The 25,719-nt window shown below is 70.7% G+C and carries 22 protein-coding genes; 11 read left to right on the forward strand and 11 right to left on the reverse strand.

Annotated features, from left to right (window positions below):
- Nucleotides 1–136 precede the first annotated feature (136 nt).
- From V5F75_RS02645 to V5F75_RS02660, 4 genes are all read right to left on the reverse strand, one after another.
- Complete coding sequence (locus V5F75_RS02645; protein ID WP_394032968.1) at nucleotides 137–1,747, reverse strand: glycosyltransferase family 39 protein; 1,611 nt, start codon at nucleotides 1,745–1,747, stop codon at nucleotides 137–139.
- A 224-nt stretch (nucleotides 1,748–1,971) separates the two neighbouring features.
- Nucleotides 1,972–2,199, reverse strand: a complete 228-nt coding sequence (locus tag V5F75_RS02650) for an FmdB family zinc ribbon protein (RefSeq protein WP_394032969.1) — start codon at nucleotides 2,197–2,199, stop codon at nucleotides 1,972–1,974.
- Nucleotides 2,200–2,349: 150 nt separating this feature from the next.
- Nucleotides 2,350–2,793, reverse strand: coding sequence for a VOC family protein (locus V5F75_RS02655; protein ID WP_394032970.1), 444 nt, complete (start codon nucleotides 2,791–2,793; stop codon nucleotides 2,350–2,352).
- 8 nt (nucleotides 2,794–2,801) lie between these two features.
- Entirely contained in the window at nucleotides 2,802–4,178 is a 1,377-nt protein-coding gene (locus tag V5F75_RS02660; RefSeq protein ID WP_394032971.1) for a PA0069 family radical SAM protein, read from the reverse strand.
- Nucleotides 4,179–4,367: 189 nt separating this feature from the next.
- On the opposite strand from V5F75_RS02660, the gene V5F75_RS02665 reads away from it, so the two are divergent.
- The 9 genes from V5F75_RS02665 (at nucleotide 4,368) to V5F75_RS02705 (ending at nucleotide 14,360) form a co-directional block, all read left to right on the forward strand.
- Nucleotides 4,368–4,520 carry an aa3-type cytochrome c oxidase subunit IV gene (locus V5F75_RS02665; protein WP_393988695.1) on the forward strand — a complete coding sequence of 51 codons (153 nt, stop codon included), beginning with the start codon at nucleotides 4,368–4,370 and terminating at the stop codon, nucleotides 4,518–4,520.
- Nucleotides 4,521–4,556: 36 nt separating this feature from the next.
- Complete coding sequence (locus tag V5F75_RS02670) at nucleotides 4,557–5,705, forward strand: Re/Si-specific NAD(P)(+) transhydrogenase subunit alpha (protein WP_394032972.1); 1,149 nt, start codon at nucleotides 4,557–4,559, stop codon at nucleotides 5,703–5,705.
- On the forward strand, nucleotides 5,705–6,160 hold the full coding sequence (locus V5F75_RS02675) for a proton-translocating transhydrogenase family protein (protein WP_394032973.1): 456 nt from the start codon (nucleotides 5,705–5,707) through the stop codon (nucleotides 6,158–6,160). Before V5F75_RS02670 ends, V5F75_RS02675 begins: the two co-directional genes overlap by 1 nt.
- A gap of 10 nt (nucleotides 6,161–6,170) precedes the next feature.
- Complete coding sequence (locus tag V5F75_RS02680; RefSeq protein ID WP_394032974.1) at nucleotides 6,171–7,577, forward strand: NAD(P)(+) transhydrogenase (Re/Si-specific) subunit beta; 1,407 nt, start codon at nucleotides 6,171–6,173, stop codon at nucleotides 7,575–7,577.
- 562 nt (nucleotides 7,578–8,139) lie between these two features.
- Nucleotides 8,140–10,902, forward strand: coding sequence for a malto-oligosyltrehalose synthase (gene treY, locus V5F75_RS02685; protein WP_394032975.1), 2,763 nt, complete (start codon nucleotides 8,140–8,142; stop codon nucleotides 10,900–10,902).
- A 91-nt stretch (nucleotides 10,903–10,993) separates the two neighbouring features.
- On the forward strand, nucleotides 10,994–11,290 hold the full coding sequence (locus tag V5F75_RS02690) for a hypothetical protein (protein WP_394032976.1): 297 nt from the start codon (nucleotides 10,994–10,996) through the stop codon (nucleotides 11,288–11,290).
- A 611-nt stretch (nucleotides 11,291–11,901) separates the two neighbouring features.
- The gene (locus V5F75_RS02695) at nucleotides 11,902–12,615 is read left to right on the forward strand and encodes a CoA transferase subunit A (protein WP_394032977.1); all 714 of its coding nucleotides are present in this window, start codon (nucleotides 11,902–11,904) and stop codon (nucleotides 12,613–12,615) included.
- Nucleotide 12,616: 1 nt separating this feature from the next.
- Nucleotides 12,617–13,258 (forward strand): CoA transferase subunit B, encoded by a 642-nt coding sequence (locus tag V5F75_RS02700; RefSeq protein WP_234051234.1) that lies wholly within the window; start codon nucleotides 12,617–12,619, stop codon nucleotides 13,256–13,258.
- A gap of 268 nt (nucleotides 13,259–13,526) precedes the next feature.
- Nucleotides 13,527–14,360 (forward strand): TetR/AcrR family transcriptional regulator, encoded by an 834-nt coding sequence (locus V5F75_RS02705; RefSeq protein ID WP_394032978.1) that lies wholly within the window; start codon nucleotides 13,527–13,529, stop codon nucleotides 14,358–14,360.
- Between the two features lie 319 nt (nucleotides 14,361–14,679).
- On the opposite strand, the gene V5F75_RS02710 is transcribed toward V5F75_RS02705, so the two are convergent.
- The 5 genes from V5F75_RS02710 to V5F75_RS02730 all read right to left on the reverse strand — a co-directional run bounded on the left by V5F75_RS02710 (nucleotide 14,680) and on the right by V5F75_RS02730 (nucleotide 20,085).
- Entirely contained in the window at nucleotides 14,680–15,864 is a 1,185-nt protein-coding gene (locus tag V5F75_RS02710) for an acetyl-CoA C-acyltransferase family protein (protein ID WP_394032979.1), read from the reverse strand.
- A 148-nt stretch (nucleotides 15,865–16,012) separates the two neighbouring features.
- Nucleotides 16,013–17,089, reverse strand: coding sequence for a 3-hydroxyacyl-CoA dehydrogenase family protein (locus V5F75_RS02715; protein WP_394032980.1), 1,077 nt, complete (start codon nucleotides 17,087–17,089; stop codon nucleotides 16,013–16,015).
- A 169-nt stretch (nucleotides 17,090–17,258) separates the two neighbouring features.
- A complete protein-coding gene (locus tag V5F75_RS02720; protein ID WP_394032981.1) occupies nucleotides 17,259–18,266 on the reverse strand; it encodes a phosphotransferase family protein in 1,008 nt (335 codons plus the stop codon).
- Nucleotides 18,263–19,480, reverse strand: a complete 1,218-nt coding sequence (locus V5F75_RS02725; RefSeq protein WP_394032982.1) for an acyl-CoA dehydrogenase family protein — start codon at nucleotides 19,478–19,480, stop codon at nucleotides 18,263–18,265. Before V5F75_RS02725 ends, V5F75_RS02720 begins: the two co-directional genes overlap by 4 nt.
- Nucleotides 19,481–19,656: 176 nt before the next feature.
- The gene (locus V5F75_RS02730; RefSeq protein ID WP_394032983.1) at nucleotides 19,657–20,085 is read right to left on the reverse strand and encodes an ion channel; all 429 of its coding nucleotides are present in this window, start codon (nucleotides 20,083–20,085) and stop codon (nucleotides 19,657–19,659) included.
- A 168-nt stretch (nucleotides 20,086–20,253) separates the two neighbouring features.
- On the opposite strand from V5F75_RS02730, the gene typA reads away from it, so the two are divergent.
- The gene (typA, locus tag V5F75_RS02735; protein WP_394032984.1) at nucleotides 20,254–22,083 is read left to right on the forward strand and encodes a translational GTPase TypA; all 1,830 of its coding nucleotides are present in this window, start codon (nucleotides 20,254–20,256) and stop codon (nucleotides 22,081–22,083) included.
- Nucleotides 22,084–22,208: 125 nt separating this feature from the next.
- On the opposite strand, the gene V5F75_RS02740 is transcribed toward typA, so the two are convergent.
- Nucleotides 22,209–22,487 carry a TM2 domain-containing protein gene (locus V5F75_RS02740; protein WP_394032985.1) on the reverse strand — a complete coding sequence of 93 codons (279 nt, stop codon included), beginning with the start codon at nucleotides 22,485–22,487 and terminating at the stop codon, nucleotides 22,209–22,211.
- A gap of 167 nt (nucleotides 22,488–22,654) precedes the next feature.
- Between V5F75_RS02740 and V5F75_RS02745 the strand changes: the two genes are divergently transcribed.
- On the forward strand, nucleotides 22,655–23,611 hold the full coding sequence (locus tag V5F75_RS02745) for a pirin family protein (RefSeq protein WP_394032986.1): 957 nt from the start codon (nucleotides 22,655–22,657) through the stop codon (nucleotides 23,609–23,611).
- A gap of 224 nt (nucleotides 23,612–23,835) precedes the next feature.
- On the opposite strand, the gene V5F75_RS02750 is transcribed toward V5F75_RS02745, so the two are convergent.
- The gene (locus V5F75_RS02750; RefSeq protein ID WP_394032987.1) at nucleotides 23,836–25,428 is read right to left on the reverse strand and encodes a 2-isopropylmalate synthase; all 1,593 of its coding nucleotides are present in this window, start codon (nucleotides 25,426–25,428) and stop codon (nucleotides 23,836–23,838) included.
- Nucleotides 25,429–25,719 lie beyond the last annotated feature (291 nt).

Below are 25,719 nucleotides of genomic sequence, written 5' to 3' on the forward strand. Positions count from 1 at the left end.
TGCTGCCGCCCGCGTTGCCAGCGGCCGGGGCCGCCCGCGAACGGCCGCCACCGACCATCGCGCGAGGCCGACGAAGCGCTGCGGCGCGGACCCGCGGGGGCGGAAAATCTCGCCTTCGGCCATTCCTGCGGCGCTCTTATGGCGCGGCCGCGGGCGGCGGGAGAAGAGCGAACAACCGTGCCTCCCCCCCACCGGCGGGCCGCGGAAAGCTGCCGAGGCTCCGGAAGCGTTCCGAATGGGCGGCGATGGCCGCCTCCAAGCGCTCGCGCAACCAGGCATCGCCCCCGTCCGCGACCGCGATATAGCCGACGCCGAGCCGGTCGACGCCGATCATCAGTTCCTCCGGGGTTTCGTAGAGCGGCGCTCCTGCCGCCGGCCCCGGCCCAGGCACGGTGAATGCCGCGCGCGCTGGCACCACGAAGCTGCGCAGCGCGCGGTCGCGCTGGGCGACCGCGGCCACCAGCGCGCCTTCCCCGTCCGGGCCCGCCAGCACCAGCAGCGCCGGCGGGCGGGATGTGTCGGCCAGGAAGGTCTGCGCCACCGCGTCCAGCCCCAGCGCCGGCTTCGCAACCACCGTCATCAGCCCCGGCATGGCGGCCAGCAGCATCACCAGCGCCACCAGCAGGCCGGCGAGGGTGTGCCAGCCGCTGGTCGCCAGCCCCACGAGACGCAGCCCACCCGCCGCCGCCAGCATCACCAGCGGCGCATAGAGCGGCAGCCAGGACGCCGCGCCCGACGGGGGCAGCCCGAAGCCGCGCGCGAGGACGAGGACGGCGGCCACGAAGGCCAGCACCAGGGCGGCCAGTACCGCCGGCAGCAGGTCTCCCGCCCGGCGGCGCCACGCCCCCACGCTCACGAGCACCACACCCGCCGCCGCCAGCAGCGCCAGAACCCCGCCCAGCCCATCCGCGGCGTCCCGCGCCTGCGTGCCGAAGGCGGGGGACGCTGGTGCCGCCTGCGCGGCCGCCTGCACCATGGGGAGCGTGCCGATGGTCCATGGACCGGCGAGCACGACGATGGGCAGCAGCGGCAGCCAGAAGGCGCCGCGCCGCAGAAGAAAGAACCGCCCCGTGAGCAGCACCGCGAGCGCCGGCAGCAGCAGCAGGGCGACGCCCGTCAGCTTGGTGAGAACGGCCGCCGCCGCGAGCACGCCGAACAGCATGGCACGGCGCAGGTCGGGACGCTCAAGGAAGGCGGCATAGGCGAGACCTGCCCACAGCATGAGCAGCGCCAGCGGCAGATCGAGCCCCACCACCAGGGTCGCCTCCCGCAGCGGCGGCAGCGCCATGAGCACCGCGCCGACCGCCACGCCCGGCAGGGGGCCGAAACGCCGGGCCGCCGCCCAGCCCGCGCTCGCCACCAGCAGGGCGGCCAACACGGCGGGCAGGAGCAGCACGGCGGGGGTCGAAGGCTCGAGCAAAGTCAGCCAGACGCCCTCGATCAGGTAGAACAGCGGCGGCGAGAGGCCGAGCACCACGCGCGGGAAGTGCAGGCCGTAGTCGCCGATGAAGGCGAGCGGCGGCGGCAGCCCCGCCGCGATGTAGTCGGCCACCATGAGGCTGGTCACCACATGGCCGGCCTCCTCGGGGCCGGTGGCGGAGAACTCCGCCGTATAGGCCCCCGCGGCGCGTTGCTGCACGACGATCATCACCGTCAGCAGTGCGGTGAGAATGAGGAAGCCGAGGCCATGCAGCGCGGCGGTACCGAGGCTTCGGCGGTGCTCGTCCCGCACCATGTCCTGCGCCAACTTCGCTCCTCCGCGCTACGCCCATCCCGGCGGCCGGGCGCGACGCGGCGGCGAACCGGGGTTCCCGCCTTCTAAAAGGAGACGAGGCCGCCGTCCATGCCCGCCCGACGCCGGAAGCCGGGCAGTGCGCCGCTGTGGCGGACGGCGCGCCTGTGCCGATGGCTCTACCCCGATGGCCTATCCCCCCAGAGGCGCGACGGCCCGGCGGCCTCCGGCGACGCGGGTCAGGTTCCGCGCTCGGCCTTGCTGAAATTGCTGAGGTTCCCCTCGCGCTCCGCCTGCTTGCGCCAGATCTTGGCGGCGGCTTTCAGCTTCGCATCGGGAGCGATGCGCGACATCAGGCGATCGAGCTTCTGGCCCCCGCACTTCGGGCATACCGGCGTGTCGGAGAAGCCGACCAGCAGCTCGGCGTCCGTGTTGCAATCCTGACAATGAAAGCCATAGAGCGGCATCACGCGGCCTCGGTTCCGGCGCCGCTGGCGCCTTGAAGGGACGGGCGCCGCACCCGGACACACCCAGCCGGACAGCGGCAGGCGCACCGGAGCAGTGCCCCACGACTTCCCATCAAGCAAATTGCGCGCCAGGGAATGGCCGCATCGCGTTCAACGCGGCACCGTCAGCCGCCCTTCCTCGTCGAACGGGAAGAAGGGATTGTGAGCCACCTCCCACAGGTGGCCGTCGGGATCGGTGAAATACCCACTGGTGCCGCCCCAGAATACCGGCTGAGCAGGCTTCACGCACGTGCCACCCGCCGCCACAGCCCGCGCGATCACGCCGGCCACCGCCTCCGCCTCGGCCACGTTGCAGGCCAGGGTGTGGCCCCGGAAGGCCGGAAGCTCCCCACCCGCGTCGAGTGCGGCATCCTCCGCCAGCCTGTCGCGCGGATAGAGGCTGAGCACCACATGGCCGGCGAGGAAGAAGGCTACCCCCGTGGCGTCCGCGTCCTGCCGCTCCAGCCCCATGGCCGCATAGAAGGCGCAGGCGCGGGCGAGATCAGCGACGCCGAGGGTCACCAGATGCAGGCGGAAAGGAGCGTCGGGCGACATGTGGATCCTCAATCGAACAGGGAGAGCTGCTCGCCCATCGGCTTCGGCCGGCGGAAATGGGCGGTGGAGAGCTTCGCGCCGCGCCCGCCGAGCCCGAGCCGGCGCGCGGCGATCTCGAAGCGGCGGCCGAGGGTCCAGGCATAGGGCCCATCCCCGCGCATCCTGCCGCCGAAGGCCGAATCGTAGTCCTTCCCGCCGCGCATCTGCTGGAGCAGGGCCAGCACGTGGCGGGCCTTGTCGGGGAAATGGGTGACCAGCCATTCGCGGAACAGGTCCGCCACCTCCAGCGGCAGGCGCAGCAGCACGTAGCCGGCTTCCCGCGCGCCAGCGGCCTTGGCGGCGTCGAGCAGGCGCTCCAGCTCCATGTCGTTGAGGGCGGGAACGAGCGGCGCCGTCATCACCGCCGTGGGGATGCCCGCCTCGCTCAGCCGCTGGATGGTGCCGAGCCGGCGCTGCGGGCTGGCCGCGCGCGGCTCCATGATGCGCGAGAGGTGCGGGTCGAGCGTGGTGAGCGACACCGCCACCTTCACCAGCCCCTTCTCCGCCATGGGCGCGAGAATGTCGATGTCGCGCGCCACCAGCCCTGACTTGGTGACGATGGCCACCGGATGGCCGAAGTCGCGCAGCACTTCCAGGATGCGGCGCGTGACCTGATATTGCCTCTCGATGGGCTGGTAGGGATCGGTGTTGGTGCCCATGGCGATGGTGCGCGGCTGGTAGCCGGGGTGTGAAAGTTCCCGCGCCAGCAGCTCCGGCGCGTCAGGCTTCACGAACAGCTTGGTCTCGAAATCCAGCCCCGCCGACAGGCCATGATAGGCATGGGTGGGCCGCGCGAAGCAGTAGACGCAGCCATGCTCGCAGCCGCGATAGGGATTGATGGAGCGGTCGAAGCCGATGTCCGGCGACTGGTTGCGGGTGATGACGGTGCGCGCGCGCTCCTCGGTCACCTCGGTGCGGAAGGGCGGAAGATCCTCCAGCTGCTGCCAGCCATCGTCGAAGCGCACCCGCGCGGCCGGCTCGAATCGCCCGGCGGCGTTGGAAACCGCGCCCCGGCCCCGCCGCCGCTCCGTCTCCACCTGCACCTCGGCGCTGGCGGGAAGGGAGGGCGCGGCCGGCGCCGGCGACGGCCCCTCCCCATCGTCGGCAGTCGCGAGCCGGACAGCCTCGGCGGAAATCCGCGCGGCCTCGGCCCGGTCTTCCTCCAGGCGACCGCCGACACGCTTCGCGCCGGCCTTTCCGGACGTCCTGGGCTGAACCGCCCCCGGCGGGGTCGATACCGCCTCCTGTCCTCCCTTCGCGCGCCGCGTGCCACGCCGGCGCGGCGCGCCCTCCGCCTCGGGAGGCGGGGCGGGCGGGAGGAAGGGGATGAGCGCATCGAGGTTCATGAATCGAAAGCTAACACCGCGACACGAACGAAACAAGAACATCGCTTCCAAAAGCCGCTTCCGAGGCCGATCGCGCCTTGGCGGAAAGCGTTACTCCATTGTACGCTGAAGTACGCTTCCGACAGCGGTTGCCAGATGTCGGAGGCTCCGTTAAAGCCCGTAGAGGCTGTGCGCTCAGGGAGAATAAAAATGGCGGAACATGCGACGATCGAGCACGCCACCGCCAACGGCAATAACTTTGCCGAGCACCTGCGCTCATATGCTCTATTCACGGCGCTCGCCAAATGGGCAACCGCGACGGTCGCCGCCGTGCTCGTCCTTATGTGGATCTTCCTCCTCTGAGCCTTTGAAAAGCCCGGAGCACTGGAGACATCTCAGATGAAAATCGCTGTCGTCGCCGAGGCTGACCTCGGCGAGCCGAGGGTTGGTGCAACCCCGGATACGGTGAAGCGTCTCGTGGCCCTCGGTGGCGATGTCGCCGTCGAGAGCGGCGCGGGCCTCAAATCCGGCATCCTCGATGCCGAATACGTCGCGGCTGGTGCCACCATCGCCGCCTCGACGGCCGACGCCCTGTCCGGTGCTCAAGTGGTACTCAAGGTGCGGCGTCCCGAGGAAGCCGAACTTTCGTTGTATACACCGGGCACCATCGTGCTCGCCATCATGGACCCGCACGGCCATGAGGCCGCGCTCGCGGCCATGGCGAAGGCCGGCATCAGCGCCTTCGCCATGGAGCTGATGCCCCGCATCACCCGCGCCCAGGTGATGGACGTGCTCTCGTCCCAGGCCAATCTCGCCGGATATCGCGCCATCATCGACGCGTCCTACGAGTTCCACCGCGCGCTGCCGCAGATGATGACCGCCGCCGGCACCGTGCCCGCGGGCCGCGTGTTCGTCATGGGCGCGGGCGTCGCCGGCCTCCAGGCCATCGCCACGGCGCGCCGCCTGGGCGCCATCGTCACCGCCACCGACGTGCGGCCCGCCTCGAAGGACCAGGTGTCCTCGCTCGGCGCCAAGTTCATCGCGGTGGAGGACGAGGAGTTCAAGCAGGCCGAAAGCGCCACCGGCTACGCCAAGCCCATGTCGGCGGAATACCAGGCCAAGCAGGCGGTGCTGGTGGCCGAGCACATCAAGAAGCAGGACATCGTGGTCACCACCGCGCTCATCCCCGGCCGGCCCGCGCCGCGCCTCGTGAGCGCCGAGATGGTCGCCTCCATGCGCCCCGGCTCCGTCGTCGTCGACCTCGCGGTGGAGCGCGGCGGCAACGTGGAGGGCTCGGTCGCCGGCCAGGTGGTGGAGATCGGCGGCGTGAAGATCATCGGCCATCACAACATGCCGGGCCGTCTCTCCGCCTCCGCCTCCCCGCTCTACGCGAAGAACCTCTACAACTTCTTTGAGACCATGGTGGACAAGTCGGCCAAGACGCTGGCGGTCAAGTGGGACGACGAGCTGGTGAAGGCCACCCTGCTCACCCGCGACGGCGCCGTGGTGCATCCGAACTTCATCCCGAAGACCGAGGGAGCCGCGTGATGAATCCCGTGACAGCCCAAGCCGCGGCGGATGCCGCAGTCCAGGCCCGCGCCGCTGCCGAGATCGCCCGCCAGGCCGCCGAAGCGGCCCAGATCTACGCCGACCAGGCCGCCACCGCCCTCGGCGCGGCGGCCAGCGCCGCCACCGGCGGTGCCATCGACCCCTTCGTGTTCCGCCTGTCCATCTTCGTGCTGGCGGTGTTCGTGGGCTATTACGTGGTGTGGTCGGTGACCCCGGCGCTGCACACCCCGCTCATGAGCGTCACCAACGCCATCTCCTCCGTGATCGTGGTGGGCGCCCTGCTCGCCGTGGGCGTGACCACCGTGGGCGATCCCTCCCACGCCTGGTGGGCGCGCATCTTCGGTTTCGTCGCCCTCATCCTCGCATCGGTGAACATCTTCGGCGGGTTCATGGTGACCAGCCGCATGCTCGCCATGTACTCGAAGAAGAAGTGAGGCCCACGATATGAACATCAATATCGCGGCCGCGCTCTACCTCGTCGCGGGCGTCCTTTTCATCCTGGCCCTGCGCGGCCTCTCGCACCCCACCACCTCGCGGCGGGGCAACCTGTTCGGCATGGCGGGCATGGCCATCGCCGTGCTGACCACCCTCGCGCTCCAGCCTCCGGCGGACGCGGTGGGCTGGGTGCTGGTGATCGCCGGCATCGGCATCGGCGGCGGCATCGGCGCCCTGGTGGCCAAGCGCATCGCCATGACCGCCATGCCGCAGCTGGTCGCGGCCTTCCACTCGCTGGTGGGCCTCGCGGCGGTGCTGGTGGCGGCGGCGGCGCTCTATGCCCCGCGCGCCTTCGGCATCGGCGATCCCGGCCACCTGCATGGGGCGAGCCTCATCGAGATGTCGCTGGGCGTGGCCATCGGCGCCATCACCTTCACCGGCTCGCTGATCGCCTTCGCCAAGCTCAACGGCAACATGAGCGGCAAGCCGATCATCCTGCCGGCGCGCCACTTCATCAACGGCGGCCTCGGCCTGCTGCTGATCATCCTCGTCATCGCGTTCGTGAACACCGGCTCGATCGCGCTGTTCTGGATCATCACCATCCTGTCGCTGGTGCTCGGCGGCCTGCTCATCATCCCCATCGGCGGCGCGGACATGCCGGTGGTGGTGTCGATGCTGAACTCCTACTCGGGCTGGGCGGCGGCCGGCATCGGCTTCACCCTGGGCAACACCGCGCTCATCATCACCGGCGCGCTGGTGGGCTCCTCGGGCGCCATCCTCAGCTACATCATGTGCAAGGGCATGAACCGGTCCTTCATCTCGGTCATCCTCGGCGGCTTCGGCGGTGATTCCGCGGCGGCCGGTCCGGGCGGCAAGGGTGACGACCGGCCGGTGAAGCAGGGCTCGGCGGACGACGCCGCCTACATCATGCGCAACGCCGAGAAGGTCATCATCGTGCCCGGCTACGGCATGGCAGTGGCCCAGGCCCAGCACGCCCTGCGCGAGATGGCGGAGTTCCTGAAGGAGGAAGGCGTCGAGGTGAAGTACGCCATCCACCCGGTGGCGGGCCGCATGCCCGGCCACATGAACGTGCTGCTCGCCGAGGCGCAGGTGCCCTATGACGAGGTGTTCGAGCTGGAGGACATCAACTCCGAGTTCGCCCAAGCCGACGTCGCCTTCGTCATCGGCGCCAACGACGTGACCAACCCGTCCGCCAAGACCGACCCCGCCTCCCCCATCTACGGCATGCCCGTGCTGGACGTGGAGAAGGCCAAGACCGTGCTGTTCATCAAGCGCGGCATGTCGGCGGGCTATGCCGGCGTGGAGAACGAGCTGTTCTTCCGCGACAACACCATGATGCTGTTCGGCGACGCCAAGAAGGTCACCGAGGACGTGGTGAAGGCCTTCGGCCACTGAGGTCGCGCAGCGTGCCGCCGGCCCCGCGCCGGCGGCACCATCGGAAAAATGGACGGCCGCCGGAGACAGCTCCGGCGGCCGTCGCCGTTAAGAACGAGTCCATGTCGCGCCGGACCGGCCGCTTTCGCGTTTCAACGCGGGGCGAAAAGCCACTAAGCTCGCAATGGGCCGGGACAGGTACGGCGCGGATGGAACGGGCGGCCGGACCACCGAGGCGAGGGGACGAAACGGTGAGGGGTCCAGGGTTTCGCGGCGTCGCCACGCCGGCATCGACGGCGCCGGGCGGCGAGGCATGCCGCGCCGAAGCCGCGCGCGCGACCGGTTTCCCCACCCTCCACCGCACCGCCCTTTGGCCGCAGCCGGCGGAGCCTGCGCGGGCGGGCAGGAAGCGGCCGTCTGCCCAAGAGATCCCCGGGTACGCTTGGCTGACCGAGCCCGCGCCGGCGCGCAGGAAGCGGCACGCTGAGACGGCCCGGCGCGGGCCGTATCGCCGCCGGGACTTATTCGAAGCACGCCGGAGGCCCTTCGCACGCCCCGCCGATCCGCGCGCGGGAGGCTTGGCATGAGCGTCCCGCGCGGCATCGTCCGCCTCCGGTTCGACCAGGGCTTCCCGCTCGATGCGGCGGTGGGGCTGGTGGACCATTTCGCCGACCTCGGCCTCAGCCACCTTGCCGCATCGCCCGTGCTGGCGAGCCGCCCGGGCCTGCCCGCCGGGGTGGTCGACCATGACGCCATCGCCCCCCGCCTGGGCGGGGAGGAGGCGCTGCGCCGCCTCGCGACAGCCCTGCGCCGCCGGGGCATGGGCCTCATCCTCGACATCGCCCCCGCCTTCATGGCCGTGGGCGCAGATGACAACGCCGCCTGGCGCGACCTGCTGGAATGGGGGCGCGATAGTGCCCGCGCCCACTGGTTCGACGTGGACTGGCGCGGCACCGACCCCACTTTGCGCAACAAGGTGCTGGTGCCCTTCCTCGACCGCCCCTATGGCGAGGTGCTCGCGGCGGGCGGCCTGCAGCTCGCCTTCGAGGCGAGCCGCGGCGCCTTCCTGGTGCGCCACCGCGATCACGCCTTCCCCATCTCGCCGCTGGACTACGCCACGGTTCTGGAAGCCTCCGGCCTTTCCGATGCCGTCCCCCTCGCCGCCTCCTTCACCCACCTGCCCCGCCTGCGGCCCGATGCCGGGCAGGCGGAGGCCGCGCGCCGCGCCCTCGCGGAAGCAGCCACAAGCCCGGAGGGGCGGGCGATCGTCACGGCCGCTGCCGGCGCGTTCGATCCGCGCATCCCGGGCGGGGCCGCGCGCATGCATCGCCTGCTGGAGCGCCAGGCCTACCGCCTCGCCTGGTGGGGCACCGCCGCCGATGCGCTGAACTGGAGCCGGCACCCGCGCCACGGCACGCTCGCCGCCATCCGCGTGGAGCGGCCGGACGTGTTCGATGCGACCCATGCCACCCTCCTGCGCCTTTATGGCGAGGGCCTCGTGGACGGCTTCGTCGTCCGGCAATGGGACCTCCTGGCGGACCCCATCGGCTATGCGCGCCGCCTGCGGCTGAAGCTGGAGACGGCCGCCGGCCAGCGGCCAGCCGGGCTCCCCGCGCCCTATCTCGTCGCCGCGGCGGCGCCGGCGGGCGGGATGCCGCCGGTCGGCTGGGGCGTCGCGGGCACCGCCGGCGCGGAAGCGCAGGACGCCCTTTCGGCCGTGCTGCACGATCCGGCCGGGGGCACGCCCCTTTCCGACATCTGGATCTCCACCACCGGCGAACGCCAGCGCTTCGACGACCTGCGCGCCGCCACCCGCCGGCAGGCGTTGGACGCGCTGTTCGGCGCGCGGCTCGACGCGGCGGTCCTGGCCCTGCACGAGGTGGCGGCGGCCGATTCCGCGAGCCGTGACACCACGCCCGCCGCCATCCGCCGCGTGGCCTGCGAACTGGCCGTGGCGCTGCCCGCCCGCCGCACCCATGCCGGGCTCGACGGCTTCGACGAAACCGACGCCGCCCTGTTCGCGGCAGCCCTCGCCCGCGCACGGCGGCGCCTCTCGCCCCTCGACCAGCCGGCGGCGGAGCGCATCGCGGGCTGGCTCGGCGGCGAGGCGCCGCGCGCGGTGGGCGATTTCGAGCAGGCCGGCGCCCGCGAGCACGCCATCGCCCTCTTCCAGCAGCTCACCGCCGCCCTCGACCGGGTGGCGACCGACGAGATGCTGCTCTCCCGCTACGGCCGCCTCATTTCGCGCAACGAGACCGGCTCCGACCCCACGCTGATGGGCCTTGCGCCCGAGGCCTTCCATGCCCGCATGGCGGCCCGCGCCGCCCGTTGCCCGGATGCCGTCACCGCCACATCCGGCCCGGGCCGCCGGCTCGGCGAGGATGCGCGCATGCGGCTCGCCGTGCTGAGCGCGGCGCCGCGCGTGTGGGACGAGATGCTGCGCGGGCTCATGGACCTGTCGCGCCCGCTGCGCGCCCGGCTGGCGGAGGGGGTGGCGCCCGCGCCGGCCGACGCGGCCGTGCTGTTCCAGGGCGCTCTCGCGGCGTGGCCGCCGGCCCTGCGGCCCGACGACGCGCTCGGCCTCGGCGACCTTCACGACCGGCTGCGGGCGTGGTGGCTGAAGGGGCTGCGCGACGCCCGCCTGCGCACCGGGCCCGAATGCGGCGATCCGGGCTACGAGGCGGCCTGCGATGCCTTCCTCTCCGCCCTGGTGGAGGGTCCGGAGGGGCTGAAGGCGCGGGGGCGCATCGCCGCCATCGTGCCGCGCCTCGCCCGCGCGGGGATGATCAATGCCTTGTCACAGGTGGTGCTGAAGTGCACCGTGCCCGGTATTCCCGAGCTGTTCCAGGGCACCGAATTCTGGGACTACAGCCTCGGCGAGACCGACGCCGCCCGCGCCTCGGATCACCTCGCGCGCGGCACCCCCGCCGCCGATGCCCGGCCGGACCTGCTGCTGGAAAGCGCCCACGACGGCCGCGTGAAGCAGGCGACCCTGGCGCGGCTGCTGCGTCTGCGCGCTGCGGAGCCCGCTCTGTTCCGCGAAGGGGAGTATCTGCCGCTCACGGTGGAGGGCCCGAACGCCGGGCACGTCCTGGCCTTCGCCCGCCGGCTGCGCGGCGCCACCCTCGTCACGGTGGTGACCCGCCTCGCGTTCGGCCTGCTGGAGCCGGGCGCCGCCCTGCCGCGGGTGTCCCCCGAGCGGTGGGCCGGCACCCGCGCGGCGCTGCCCGCCGGCGGCTCCTACCGCGACGCGCTCACGGGCCGGTCGGTGGATGCTCCGGAGGGCCATCTCGACCTTGCCGTGGCGCTGGCGGACTTCCCGGCGGCGGTGCTCATCAAGGCGTGAGCCGAAGCCTGGAACGCGGCGCGGCGCACGGGCGTTGTGGCGGCAAGGCCCCGCGTGGCGCATGCCCGCAGGGGCCACCAGGGAGACCGTCATGTCCAAGGCCCACAGCCACGCTTCCAAGTCCAGTTCCAAGTCCAGTTCCAAGTCCAGCTCCAAGTCCGCTTCCAAGCTCAAAGGCGCGGCGCATCCCGCAAGCGCGCCCCAGCCCCTGGGCGGAGAAGCCTGCCGCACCCCCGACTCCCTCGCCCGACAGCTCGACGAGGAGCTGGACCAGAGCTTTCCGGCCAGCGATCCGCCTTCCATGGTCCGCGACACGCCCGCCACCGTCTGCGGCCCCGAGGAGACGCCGAAGGGCGAGGCCCATGGCGGCAAGAAGCGGCACAAATAGAGCGGCTGCGACCAGAGTGAGCGACGCGGGCGAGGGCTCGCGGCGCGAAAGCACGCTCAGGCAACCGGATTGAGCGTGCCGCCGGGAAGGGCAAAGTGCCCCTCCGGCCGCCGTCCCAGAACCGCGAGGTGGCTGTCCCCGGCGATGACGCACCGGCCGCTGACGGCATGATCCTCTATGCCCCCCAACGGCGACCGGCCTCCGCGCGAACGCCGGCGGCGATGCCCTGGAGGATACGTCGCGCCCCGCACCCCTCCCCGGGACCATCGCGGCGGCGTCCGGAGCTTCTGCCGCAATGCAGCATTCCGCCTGATCCTCCGGCTTCCCCCACTTCCTGCACGGTGTGGTCCATCAGCCCCTTGGCATGACCGGCGGCGCGGATTACGAAACACCCAGACCGCCGCCATTCGCCACGGCGCGCGGGCACGGCCCGATGGGTCCGGAGGGTCCTTTTCCCGGTGATCGTCGAGAGCTCACCGCGCCTTTGGGACGCCGGCTCCAGGAAGTGTCCGCGCATGTCGCGAGTTGGATGAAGCGGGTCACGGTTGCCTTCGCCGGCAAGGCCGCCGAACTCATCGGGGGAAAACCGGCTCCACGGAGGGACTTCATCGATGCGTAACAAGGTTTTCGCCGACGCGAAAAGTGCTCTCGACGGCATCCTTGCCGACGGCATGACCATCATGGCCGGCGGCTTCGGGCTCTGCGGCATTCCCGAGAACCTCATCGCCGCCATTCGCGATCTCGGCCCCAGGCACCTCACGGTGATCTCGAACAATTGCGGCATTGACGACTTCGGCCTCGGCATCCTGCTCGCCAACGACCAGATCAAGAAGATGGTCTCGTCCTACGTGGGCGAGAACAAGCTGTTCGAGAAGCTCTACATCGAGGGCGCGCTGGAGCTGGAATTCAACCCCCAGGGCACGCTGGCCGAGCGCATCCGCGCCGGCGGCGCCGGCATCCCGGCCTTCTACACCAAGACCGGCTACGGCACGATCATCGCCGAGGGCAAGCCCACCGCCGAGTTCGACGGCCACATGTACGTGCTGGAGACCGCGCTCCACGCCGACCTCTCCATCGTCAAGGCGTGGAAGGCCGACAAGGCGGGCAACCTCGTCTACCGCAAGACCGCCCGCAACTTTAACCCGATGATGGCCACCGCCGGCAAGATCACGGTGGTCGAGGTGGAGGAGCTGGTGGAGGTCGGCGCGCTCGATCCCGACAACATCCACACGCCCGGCATCTATGTCGACCGCATCGTCGTCAGCAAGGACGCCGAGAAGCGGATCGAGAAGGTGACCACCCGCAAGCGCGAAGAGGTGAAGTGAGATGGCCTGGACCCGTGACCAGATGGCGGCCCGCGCCGCCCAGCAGATCCGCGACGGCTTCTACGTGAACCTCGGCATCGGCATCCCCACCCTGGTGGCCAACGCCTTGCCCCCGGGCATGACCGTGACCTTCCAGAGCGAGAACGGCATGCTCGGCATCGGCCCGTTCCCCTTCGAGGGCGACGAGGATGCCGACCTCATCAACGCCGGCAAGCAGACCGTGACCGAGGTGCCGGAGACCGCCTATTTCTCCAGCGCCGATTCGTTCGCGATGATCCGCGGCGGCCACATGGACCTCTCCATCCTCGGCTCCATGCAGGTGTCCGAGCACGGCGACATCGCCAACTGGATGGTGCCGGGCAAGATGGTGAAGGGCATGGGCGGCGCCATGGACCTGGTGGCCGGCGCCAAGGAAGTCATCGTGCTCATGGAGCATGTGGAGAAGTCCGGCGCGCCGAAGCTGGTGGAGCGCTGCACGCTTCCCCTCACCGGCACCCATGTGACCGACTTCGTCATCACCGACCTCGCCGTGTTCGAGTTCACCAAGCGCGGCGGCACGCTGGTGCTGAAGGAACTGGCGCCGGGCGTGAGCCTCGACGAGGTGAAGGCCAAGACCGCCGCGAAGTTCGAGGTCGGGCTCTGAGATCCGCCAAGGCGCGCCGCTCCGGCGGCGCGCCCGGCCATGATGCGCGGGCGGGGCGGCGAAGGCTGCCCCGCCCGTTTTCATGAGGAGCCCCTGCGTGCGGCACGCCCCCTGCCAGGATGGCAAACCGGTGCGGGATACCCCCCTTACCGCATTGCCGAACGAACGCTCGCTTGACTTTTCCGCCGCCGGGCGTGTCATTCCGTTGATCGGCCTGCACTCCGGCAACGGGGCGGCCGATCGGCGCAAGCGGCGGGGGAGAGCGACATTGAGCGAGGAGCGGCGGGCCGCCGCGGGCGCGGATCACACGCTGAACGCCCTGTGCGGACGCATCTACGAGCGCCACCGCGACACCATCAAGGTGCAGAAGCCCCATGTGGCGGTGGCCAACCTCGCCCGCATCGTCGAGGCGGTGCTCACCCTCTCCAACCGCCAGGGCTTCCACGCCACCACCCTGCGGGACCTCTCCCGCGCGGCGGGCATCAGCATGGGCGGGCTCTATTCCTATTTCGACGGCAAGGACACCCTGCTGCTCATGATCCTGGAGCAGGTGGCGGATGCCGTCACCGAGGCCCTCGGCGCGGTGCCGGCGGAGGTGCGCGCCGATCCCGCCCGGCACCTCGCCTGGCTCATCGCCACCCATGTCTCCCTTTCGGAGGCCATGCAGCCCTGGTTCGTGTTCGCCTACATGGAGGCGAAAGCCTTTCCCGCGCCCGCGCGCAAGGCGGCGGTGGAGAGCGAGCTCGCCACCGAGCGCATGTTCGCGCAGGTGCTGGAGGACGGCGTGCGGGCCGGATGCTTCGCGGTGGCCGACACCGGCTTCACCGCCACCCTCATCAAGCCGCTGCTGCAGGACTGGTACGTGAAGCGCGGCAAGTACAGGAAGCGCGGCGTGAACGCCGCCACCTATGCCGCGCGGGTGAGCGACTTCGTGCTCGCGGCCCTGGCGCCGCGCCCGGCCGCGGCTCCCGCCAGGGCGCCGGCCCGGACGGGGAACGCCACCGGCGAGGCCCCGCCCGCCACGCCGCAGGCGGAGGAGGCAGCCAAGCCCGCCCGCCGGAGGCGCGCGGCGGCATCAGGCAAGGCGCCGGCCGGAGGCTGAGCGCGCCAAGGCCCGCCCCCTCCCCGCCGCGGCAGCCGGCGCGCCCCGTCCCGCGCCGACCGCCAGCTCAGGCCCGGACGCGCCGGACCCTCGCGGAGGGCCCATGCCTTCCGCCCCGGTTTTCGACCGGAGCCGAAGCGTTTCCCCGTTCATGAAATCGGCGAAACGCTCTGGATTCTTGAGTTCACGCGGGTTCTTCACGCGAACCGGCTGCCGCTTCGCTCGAAAGCGCCTTGGGCGGATCTCCCTCGCGCGCCGCGCCGGCTGGACCGAAGGCCCGCGCGAACGGCGCGGCCTTCGGCAATGGCGCTGAGCGGCGTCAGACCCGCTCGACGATGGCGGCGATGCCCTGGCCGCCGCCGATGCACATGGTGATGAGGCCGTAGCGCTGGCCCGCGCGCTGCAGCTCGTAGATGGCCTTCACCGTGAGCACGGCGCCGGAAGCGCCCACCGGATGGCCGAGGGCGATGGCGCCGCCGTTGGGGTTCACCTTGGCGGGGTCGAAGCCGAGCGCGCGGCTCACCGCGCAGGCCTGGGCGGCGAACGCCTCGTTGGACTCGATGAGATCGATGGCGTCGAGCGAGAGGCCCGCCTTGGCGAGGGCGATCTTCACCGCCGGCACCGGGCCCATGCCCATCTCCGAGGGATCGACGCCCGCGAGGCCGTAGGAAACGAGCCGCGCCATGGGCTTCAGGCCCCTGGCTTTCACCGCCTCGCCGGTGGCGAGGATGACCATGGCCGCGCCGTCGTTGATTCCGGAGGCGTTGCCGGCGGTCACCGTGCCGTCCTTCTTGAAGACCGGGCGCAGCTTGGTCATGTCCGCCGCGCTCACGTCGCCGCGCACGTGCTCGTCGGTGTCGAACACCACAGTGCCCTTGCGGGTGGTGATCTCCACCGGGGCGATCTGCTCCTTGAAGCGGCCGGCGGCGATGGCGGCGGCGGCGCGGCGGTGGCTCTCCACGGCGGCGGCGTCCTGGTCCTCGCGGCTGACGCCATAGCGCTCGGAGACGTTCTCGGCGGTCACGCCCATGTGGCCGTGGCCGAACGGATCGGTCAGCACGCCCACCATCATGTCCACCGCCGTGGCGGAGCCCATGCGCTGGCCCCAGCGGGCGGCGGGCATGAGATAGCCGCCGCGGCTCATGCTCTCGGCGCCGCCGGCGAGGGCGATCTCGGCATCGCCCAGCTTCAGGATCTGGGTGGCGTTGACGATGGCCTGGAGGCCCGAGCCGCACAGGCGGTTCACGGTGAGGGCGGGCGTCTCCTTGGGCACGCCCGCCTCCATGGCCGCGACGCGCGAGATGTACATGTCGCGCGCCTCGGTGTGGATCACGTTGCCCACCACCGTGTGGCCGATATCGGCACCCGCGATGCCGGCGCGGGCGATGGCCGCCTTGGCGGCATGGGCGCCGAGGGCGGTGGGGGGAATGTCCTTCAGCGCGCCGCCGAAATCGCCGATGGGCGTGCGGGCGCCGGAAACGATGAAGACTTCGGTATTGCTCATTGTGGGTTCCTCCCGGAAACCTGTGGGCTGGCGTTACCGCCCGAAATCGGAATACACGCGGGCCTGCGACGCGGGCCTCGGACCATCGGCCCCGGTCCTCGACCGGCGCCGCTTCGTTTCACTCAAGCGCCGCGCGGGCTTCATCTCATCAGGCCACCGCCACCGGCGCGAGGGCCGGCAGCGGATGGCCGTCACGCACGCAGAGGCCGCGCACCGCCGCCTCCACGGCCGCGGCACCATAGCGGCGCATGAGGGCGAAGGGACCCTCCTTGAACCTCAGCGCCATCGTGGCGCCCTGGTCCACCGCCTCCGGCGCGGCCACGCCCTCGGCCTCCAGCTCCAGCGCCGGCAGCGCCAGGGCGCCCAGCAGGCGGCGTTCCACGAGATCGAGGTCGGCGCCGGGCACGCGGCCGTCGAGCGGCCAGTCGGCCCCCGTTTCAGCCTGGGCCTTCAGCAGGCCGGCGGTGGCGTAGAACGGCCCAAGCGCGGCGAGGTTGCCCATGGCGTGGGCCGAGACCGCGGGGCGCACGAGATTCATGACCGTGAACGGCCCCGCCGCCGCGCCCAGGCGCTCCTGCGCCACCTGGTCCACGTCCGCCGTGCCGGCGATGCCATCCTCCACGATGCGGGCGGCCTCGTTGTAATAGGGGCAGAAGAAGCGGTTGATGGCGAAGCCCGGCCGGTCCTTGCAGGGCAGCGGCGTGCGGCGGGTGTGCCTGAGGAAGGCGAGCGCCTTTTCCACCGTCGCCTCGGCGGTGGCGGCCGAGCGCACCACCTCCACCAAGGGCGAGACTTCCGCCGGGCTGAAATAGTGCAGCCCCAGGAAGCGCGGCGCGAAGGAGAAGCCCTCGGCCAGATCGCCCACCTTCAGGGCGCTGGTGTTGGTGGCGAGGATGGCGCCGGGCGCGAGATGCCCCTCGAGCTGCGCGAACAGCGCGCGCTTGACGGCGAGGTCCTCGAACACCGCCTCGATCACCACATCGGCCGCGCCGACGGCGGGAAGATCGGCGGCGGGCGAAAGACGCGCGAGGGCGGCTTCGGCATCGGCCTCAGCCATGCGGCCGTTCTTCACCCAGCGGGCGTAGACGCCGGCGGCGCGGGCCTTCAGCTTCTCGAAGCCGTCCGGCCGCTGGTCGAACACCACCACGTCGAGCCCGTGGCGCGCCGCGTCGAGCGCGATGCCGCCGCCCATGAGGCCGGCGCCGATGACCGCCAATCGCTCCATGCCCTGTTCCTTTCGGCCCGAGGGATGCCCTCCGGGCGCCTTCCCGATGCAGCACACGGCGGTCTTCGGCAACCGCCGCGCGCCTGTCATGCGATTGTATCAAACGATTGTTTGGTTTTCCTCCATACCCCTCCGCGCCCCGCCGCGCAATGCCCGCGCGAGGCCGGGCTCAGGCGCCGGTCAGCGCGGCGGCGCGGCGGGCGAAGGCGGCGGCGAGGCGGCCGGTATCGGCGGCGTTGGCGTCATTGGCGTTGCCCGCCCTGGCGCGGGCGGCGATGCCCTCGAAGATCACCGCCCAGCGGAACAAAGCGAACGCCATGTGGAAGTCGGTCAGCTCCTGGCCATGGCGCGCGACCGCATCATACTCCGCCACGAAAGCGGGAAGCGCGGGGATGCCGAGGGCGTCGAGATCGAGCCCCGCGATGCCGCCATACTCGTCCGGCTGCGACACCCAGGCCATGGCGCAATGGGCGAGGTCCGCCAGCGGATGGCCGAGGGTGGAAAGCTCCCAGTCCAGCACCGCCACCACCTCGGGCCGCGTGGGGTGGAACATGAGGTTGCCGATGCGGTAGTCGCCGTGCACGAGGCTGGTGGTGTCGTCGGCGGGGATGTGCGCCGGCAGCCACGCCACGAGATGCTCGATGTTCGCGTCCTCGCGCGTTCTCGAAAGCGCCCACTGCCGGCTCCAGCGCCCGATCTGCCGGGCGAAATAGTTGCCGGGCTTGCCGAAATCGGCGAGGCCCACGGCCGCATGGTCCACATTGTGGAATGCGGCGAGGGTGCGCGCCATGGCCGCATACATGGCCGCCCGCTCCTCCCGCGGCACGCCCGGCAGGGTGCAGTCATGGAACACCCGCCCCTCCACCTTCTCCATCACGTAGAAGGGGGTGCCGATGACCTCCCGCTCCGCGCAATAGGCGAGCGCGGGCGGCACCGGAACGCCGGTGCCCGCCAGGGCGCGGATGATGCGGTACTCGCGGTCCACCGCGTGGGCCGAGGGCAGCAGGTCCCCCGGCGGCTGCTTGCGCAGCACCAGGGCGCGCCCGTCATAATCCACGAAGAAGGTGGGGTTGGACTGCCCGCCGGCGATGGGCGCGAGGCGCGGCGCCCCGGCCAGCCCCTCCACATGGGCCTTCAGCCACGCATCGAGCGCGGCGACATCGAAGCCGATGCTCATGCCGCCCCTCCCGCCACCGGCCAGCGCCAGAAGTCGCCCTGCTCCTTGTCCAGGAAGCGGTTCAGCACCATCCGGTGCACCTCGTCGGCGCCATCCACCAGGCGGGCCTGGCGGGCGTAGCGGTAGATCCACTCCAGCACCGTGTCCTTGGAATAGCCGCGCGCGCCGTTGATCTGGATGGCGGTGTCGGCCGCCTGGTGCAGGGTGTTGGCGGCCTGGATCTTGGCCATGGACACCTCCTTGCGGGCGAGCCCGCCACGATCGAGCTCCCAGGCCGCCCGCATCACCAGCAGGTGGCCGATCTCGATCTCCATGGCGAGCCGCCCCAGCATGAGCTGCACGCTCTCCCGGTCCGCCAGCCGCACGCCGAAGCCCTGGCGCTCGGCGGCATATTCCCGCGCGATCTCGACGCAGCGGGCGGCGAGGCCCAGCCAGCGCATGCAATGGGTGAGGCGCGCCGGGCCCAGCCGGATCTGCGTCACCTTCAGCCCCTTGCCGACGCCGAGCAGGATGTCCTCGGGCGGAATTTCAAGCCCGTCGAACTCCAGCTCGCAATGGCCGCCGTGCTCCTCCGGCCCCATGATGGGGATGCGCCGCGCGATGCGCCAGCCCGGCGCGTCGCGGTGGAAGGCGAAGGCGGTGAGGCCGGTGCGCGGATCATCCGATGTGCGGGCGATGACGGTGAAGTGCGCCGCCTCCTCCGCCCCGGTGATGAACCACTTGCGGCCGTAAATGCGGTAGGCGCCGTTCGGCTGCGCCTCGGCGCGGGTGAGCATCATGCCGGGATCGGAGCCGCCGCCGGGGTGGGGCTCGGTCATGGCGAAGGCGGAGCGCACCCTGCCCTCGACGATGGGGGCGAGCCAGCGCGCCTTCTGGTCGGGCGTGCCCACCGCCTCGAACATCATCATGTTGCCGTCGTCGGGCGCGGCGGAATTGAACACCACCGGGCCGAAGATGGAGCGGTTCATCTGCGGGTAGCACACCGCCATGCCCACCCGGCCGACGCCCAGCCCCCCATTCTCCGGCTTCAGCTGCAGGCACCACAGGCCGGCGGCGCGGGCCCTGGCGCGCAGCGCGGCCAGGAGGTCGGGACGGATATTCTCGTGGGCGTCGTAGGCCGCGGGGTCCGCCTCGTGGGGGAGGATCTCCCCGGCCACGAAATCGGCGATGCGCGCGCGGAGCGCATCGAGCTCTGGGGAGATGGCGAAATCCATGGCGTCTCTCCGCTGTCGCCGGGGCGGCGCCCCGCCCCCGGCCCATGCCGCCGGCCCGGCCCGATCGGCCGAAACATCTTGCGGCGCAATAATGCCCGCCGCAAATTACGAGCGAGCGCTCGTTTTTTAGTTGAGCCGCACCCAGGGCGCAAGGCCCCGGCGGCGAAGACGGCCCCTCAGAACAGCCGCAGCGTCTGGATGGCGCGGTTCAGCACCGTATAGAGCAGCGCCGTGGACCAGCCGAACAGCAGCAGGCCGTTGCACGAGGTGATGGGCCCGAGAAGGCGCCATTCGTGGGCGGGCAGCACGTCGCCGTAGCCGAGGGTCGTGAAATTTTCGAGCGCCAGATAGAAGGCGACCTGCGGCGGCGCCGCGCCCACCAGCACGTAGAGCAGCCCCCACACCATGGCCTGCAGGAAATGCCCGAGCGTCAGCGCCACGCCGGTGCCGCTCATGACGGCGAGCAGGGTGGGCATGGAGTGTTCCTTCACGCGGCGATGGGCGCGCTTCTGCAGGCCGCGCACCAGCACGACGGTGAGCACCGCCTGCATGGCGATGGTGATGGCGCTCACCAGAAGGCCGAACACGATCTCCCCGAACTGCATGACCCCTCCCGAAAGCCGCCGCGACGCTCCCGCCCAGATGCCACCCCGCGCCGATGAATGCCAGCCGCGCATTGATCTTCGGCCCTTAGTGTGTATTTTGCAGCGCAACTTTCCCCTTTCTCCGGCGGGCCCGAGGAACTCGGTCTCGCGTTTTGGTGCTGGAAGCCCATGAAGCTGCGCAATATCGCCATCATCGCCCACGTCGACCACGGCAAGACCACCCTGGTGGACGAGCTTCTCAAGCAGTCGGGCTCCTACCGCGAGAACCAGCGCGTGGCCGAGCGCGTGATGGATTCCAACGACCTGGAAAAGGAACGCGGCATCACCATCCTCGCCAAGGCCACCTCGGTGGTCTGGAAGGATACCCGCATCAACATCGTCGACACCCCCGGCCACGCCGACTTCGGCGGCGAGGTGGAGCGCATCCTGAACATGGTGGACGGCGCCATCGTGCTGGTGGACGCCGCCGAGGGCCCCATGCCGCAGACCAAGTTCGTGGTCGGCAAGGCGCTGAAGGTGGGCCTGAAGCCCATCGTCGCCATCAACAAGGTGGACCGCTCCGACGCCCGCATCACCGAAGTGGTGAACGAGGTGTTCGACCTGTTCGCGGCGCTGGACGCCACCGACGAGCAGCTCGATTTCCCCATCCTCTACGGCTCCGGCCGCAACGGCTGGATGGCCGACAAGCCGGAAGGCCCCAGCGACCAGGGCATGGCACCCCTGTTCGATCTCGTGCTGAAGCACGTGCCGGAGCCCACCGTGGGCGAGGGGCCGTTCCGCATGATCGGCACGCTGCTGGAAGCCAACCCCTTCCTCGGCCGCATGCTCACCGGGCGCATCACCTCCGGCTCCATCAAGCCGAACCAGTCCGTCAAGGTGCTGGCGCAGGACGGCTCGCTGGTGGAGCAGGGCCGCGTCTCCAAGATCCTCGCCTTCCGCGGCATCGAGCGCCAGCCCATCGAGGAGGGCGTGGCGGGCGACATCGTCGCCATCGCCGGCCTGACCAAGGGCACCGTGGCCGATACCTTCTGCGACCTCAGCGTCGATGCGCCGCTGAAGGCCCAGCCCATCGACCCGCCCACCGTCACCATGTCCTTCATCGTCAATGATTCGCCGCTGGCGGGCACCGAGGGCGACAAGGTGACGAGCCGCGTCATCCGCGACCGCCTGTTCCGCGAGGCGGAAGGCAACGTGGCGCTCAAGATCGAGGAATCCACAGAGAAGGATTCCTTCTTCGTCTCGGGCCGCGGCGAGCTCCAGCTCGCGGTGCTGATCGAGACCATGCGCCGCGAGGGCTTCGAGCTCGCCGTGTCGCGTCCGCGCGTGGTGTTCCAGAAGGATGAGGCCACCGGCCAGATGCTGGAGCCCATCGAGGAAGTCCTCATCGACGTGGACGAGGAATATTCCGGCACCGTCGTGCAGAAGATGAGCGAGCGCCGCGCCGAGATGGTGGAGATGCGCCCCTCCGGCGGCAACCGCCAGCGCCTCGTGTTCTACGCGCCCACCCGCGGCCTCATCGGCTACCAGTCGGAGCTGCTCACCGACACCCGCGGCACGGCCATCATGAACCGGCTGTTCCACGAATACGCCCCCTACAAGGGCGAGATCGCCGGCCGGGTGAACGGCGTGCTGATCTCCAACGAGCAGGGCGAGGCCGTGGCCTATGCCCTGTGGAACCTGGAAGACCGCGGCCCGATGATCATCGAGCCCGGCTGGAAGGTGTATCAGGGCATGCTGGTGGGCATCCACAACCGGGATAACGACCTGGAAGTGAACGTGCTCAAGGGCAAGAAGCTCACCAACATCCGCACCACCTCCAAGGACGAGGCCGTGCGCCTGACCCCGCCGATCCGCATGACCCTGGAGCGCGCCCTGGCCTGGATCCAGGACGACGAGCTGGTGGAGGTGACGCCCAAGTCCATCCGCCTGCGCAAGCGCTGGCTCGATCCCAACGAGCGCAAGCGCAACGAGCGCAAGAGCGTGAGCGAGATGGCGTGAGGAACCGCGTGAGCGAGAGCGCCTGAGCCGGCGCTTTCGCGATCGCTTTCATCGGATGAGGGGTCCGGCCACGCGGCCGGGCCCCTTTTCTTTGCGCGTGGGAGAAAAAGCGCCCTCGGCGGGTCTCAGATCACCAGATCGCCGGCGATGCGGCGGCGGGCCTCGTCCTGCCGCGCGCGGACGAGACCGGGCAGCAGGAAGGCATCGATGACGAACCAGATGATGCCGATGACGAAGAAGTAGGAAATGATCTGAAGGATCGCCGTGCCGGTCTTGCCGAGATAGAAGCGGTGGGCGGAAAACACGCCCAGGAACAGCCAGAAGACATAGGCGAGCGTGAGGTGGGGCCCCTCGTTGGCGAGGCGCGCTTCGATGTAGGTTCTCTTGGCGATATCAGGGGTCATGGCGCAATCATGGCTTGAGCAGGGTGCGCCAATCTGGCCCCTGCGCCGGCGCCACGCCACCGAAAAGGCGGCACCGGCCGCCTCGGACGTGATGCCGCCGCCGTGCATCCCCGGTATCATGGAAGCCGGCGGCCCCATGGCAGGCCGACCCGGCGGAGGCGAGATCCATGAGCTTCGTTCCCTGTCCCGACCCCGAGCCCGGCGACGCCGCCGGCTGCGCGGCGGTGGAGACCGTCCTCGTGCCCCGCAGCCGTGACATCGGCGGCATGGAAGTGGGGCGCGTGCTGCCCTCCGCCCAGGGGCAGATGATCGGCCCCTTCATCTTCTTCGACCGCATGGGCCCCGTGCGCTTCGGCCCGCACCAGGCGGAGGACGTGCGCCCCCATCCACACATCGGCCTCGCCACCGTCACCTATTTGCTCGACGGGCGCATGACCCACCGCGACAGCCTGGGCAGCGAGCAGGCCATCACCCCCGGCGCGGTGAACCTGATGACCGCCGGCCGGGGCATCGTCCATTCCGAGCGCCATGACGCGGCGGTGAAGGCCGAGGGCGGCCTTCTCTCCGGCGTCCAGCTCTGGCTCGCGCTGCCGGAGGCGCGGGAGGAAGGCGCGCCGGCCTTTTTCCATGCCGGCGCGGCGGAGCTGCCGCTGCTGGAGGATGGCGGTGTCTCGGCGCGAATCATCATGGGTTCCGCCTTCGGCGCCGCCTCCCCGGTGCCGCTCGCCTCGCCCACCGTCTATGTGGACGCGCGCCTCGCCGACGGCGCCACGCTGCCGCTCGACGCGGAGCACGAGGAGCGGGCCCTGTTCATCCTCGAAGGGGACGTGGAGGTGGACGGCACCCAATTCCCCACAGGCCGGATGCTGGTGATCCGCAACGGCCTTTCCACCCACGCGCGGGCGCGCGGGCAGGCGCGGGTGCTGCTGCTCGGCGGCGCGGCGCTGGAAGGGCCACGCTACATCTGGTGGAACTTCGTTTCCTCCCGCCTGGAGCGCATCGACGCCGCGCGGGAAGCGTGGCGGCAGGGCCGCTTCGACCTCATCCCCACCGACCATGACGAGTTCATCCCCGCGCCCGAGGACGGCCCCGGCCGCCCCCGCGCCCAGCGCCCGCGCCGGTAGAACGCATTCGCGGCGAGCCGAAGCCGGCGCATGACAGCCTGCCGGCCCGTTGCGCCGGCCACAGGTCGCACGCGCCGGCGCGTGCGAATCATGCCGTCCACCTCGGCGTTCGAGCGGTGCCGCGCGGGCTTTGGCATCGCTCCAAGGCCGGCGGCGTCCCCAAAAGAAAACGCCCGGCCGAAGCCGGGCGTCTCCTGTCTCATGACCGTGCGGCGCGGCGCGCGTCAGCCCACGGCGGTCTGCGGGTTCACGCTCTGGCGCTTCGTCTGCAGCTTGTTGAGGGCCGAGATGTAGGCGCGGGCGGAGGCCACCAGCGTGTCGGGATCGGCAGCGCGGGCGGTCACCACCTTGCCGTTCTCCTCCAGGCGCACGGAAACCTCCGCCTGGGCGTCGGTGCCCTCGGTCACGGCATGGACCTGATAGAGCTCCAGCTTGGCGGCGTGCGGCACCAGCGCCTTGATGGCGTTGAAGGTGGCGTCCACCGGGCCGTTGCCCTCGGCCTCCTCGGTCTTCACCACGCCGTCCGCCTCCACCTTCATGGTGGCGCGCTGGGGCCCGTGGGTGCCGGCGATGATGGAGAGGGAGATGAGCCGGATACGCTCGTTGGCGGCCACGATACCCTGGTCCACCAGCGCCTCGATGTCCTCGTCGTAGACCACCTTCTTGCGGTCGGCGAGGTCCTTGAAGCGCGCGAAGGCGTCGTTCAAGGCGTTCTCGCCCAGCTCGTAGCCCATGGTCTTCAGCTTGTCGCGGAAGGCGGCGCGGCCGGAATGCTTGCCCATGACCAGCGAGGTCTTGGAGACGCCCACGCTCTCGGGGGTCATGATCTCGTAGGTCTGGGTATGCTTCAGCATCCCGTCCTGGTGGATGCCGCTCTCGTGGGCGAAGGCGTTCCGGCCCACGATGGCCTTGTTGTACTGCACCGGGAACGAGGTGACCGCCGAAACCAGCTTGGAGGCGCGGGTGAGCATGCGGGTGTTGATGCCCGTGCGGTAGGGGAAGGCATCGGAGCGGGTGTCGATGGCCATCACCACCTCCTCCAGCGCCGCATTGCCGGCCCGCTCGCCGATGCCGTTGAGGGTGCACTCGATCTGCCGCGCGCCGCCGGCCAGCGCCGCCAGCGAGTTGGCCACCGCCATGCCGAGGTCATCGTGGCAGTGGGCAGAGAAGACCGCCTTGTCCGCGTTCGGCACCCGCTCGATCACGGTGCGGAACAGGGCCTCGTACTCCGCCGGGGTGGTGTAGCCCACGGTGTCGGGAATGTTGATGGTGGTGGCGCCGGCATCGATAGCGGCCTCCACGCAGCGGCACAGGAAGTCGATCTCGGTGCGGGTGCCGTCCTCGGACGACCACTCCACGTCATCCACATGGTTGCGGGCGCGGGTGACGGAGGCGACGATCATCTCCAGCACCTGATGCGGCTCCTTCTGGAGCTTGTACTTCATGTGCACCGGAGAGGTGGAGAGGAAGGTATGGATGCGCGCGCGCTCCGCGTGCTTCACAGCCTCGGCGCAGCGGTCGATGTCGTTGAGCGCCGCGCGGGAGAGGCCGGCGATGACGGCGCGCTTGGAGCGGCGCGCGATCTCCGACACGCTTTCGAAATCGCCGATGGAGGCGATGGGGAAGCCGGCCTCGATGACGTCGACGCCCATGTCGTCGAGCAGCTCGGCCACCTGCAGCTTCTCCTCGAAGGTCATGGAGGCGCCGGGGCACTGCTCGCCGTCGCGCAGGGTGGTGTCGAAGATGATGACGCGGTCCTTCGCCGGGGCGGTGGCGGGCGTGCCGGTCGCGGCGGAGGTGGAAGCGGTGTCGGTCATCGGAACGGTCCTTCTCGCATTCCGGCGGGCGCCGCCTCCCTCGGGGAGGTCATGGGCGCGGAAGATGCCGGATCATAAGCCGAAACGGGCGCCGGGTCTTGTTCCGGCGGCGGATCAGGTCCCCTGAGCGCCCAGGCATGGCCCGGCCGGCCCTCAGGGGCGGCTAAGGAGGAGAAGCGCGCGCAGAATAAGAGCGTTGTTCCCGGGAACCTTGATGGTCCGGGGGGCAGAGGCGGCAGTCTTGGTCGTGCGGGACGACACGGTGGCTCAGCTCTCGGCGGTTGCGCTCAG

It is taken from the genome of Xanthobacter albus (assembly GCF_043194895.2).
Lineage (GTDB): Bacteria > Pseudomonadota > Alphaproteobacteria > Rhizobiales > Xanthobacteraceae > Xanthobacter.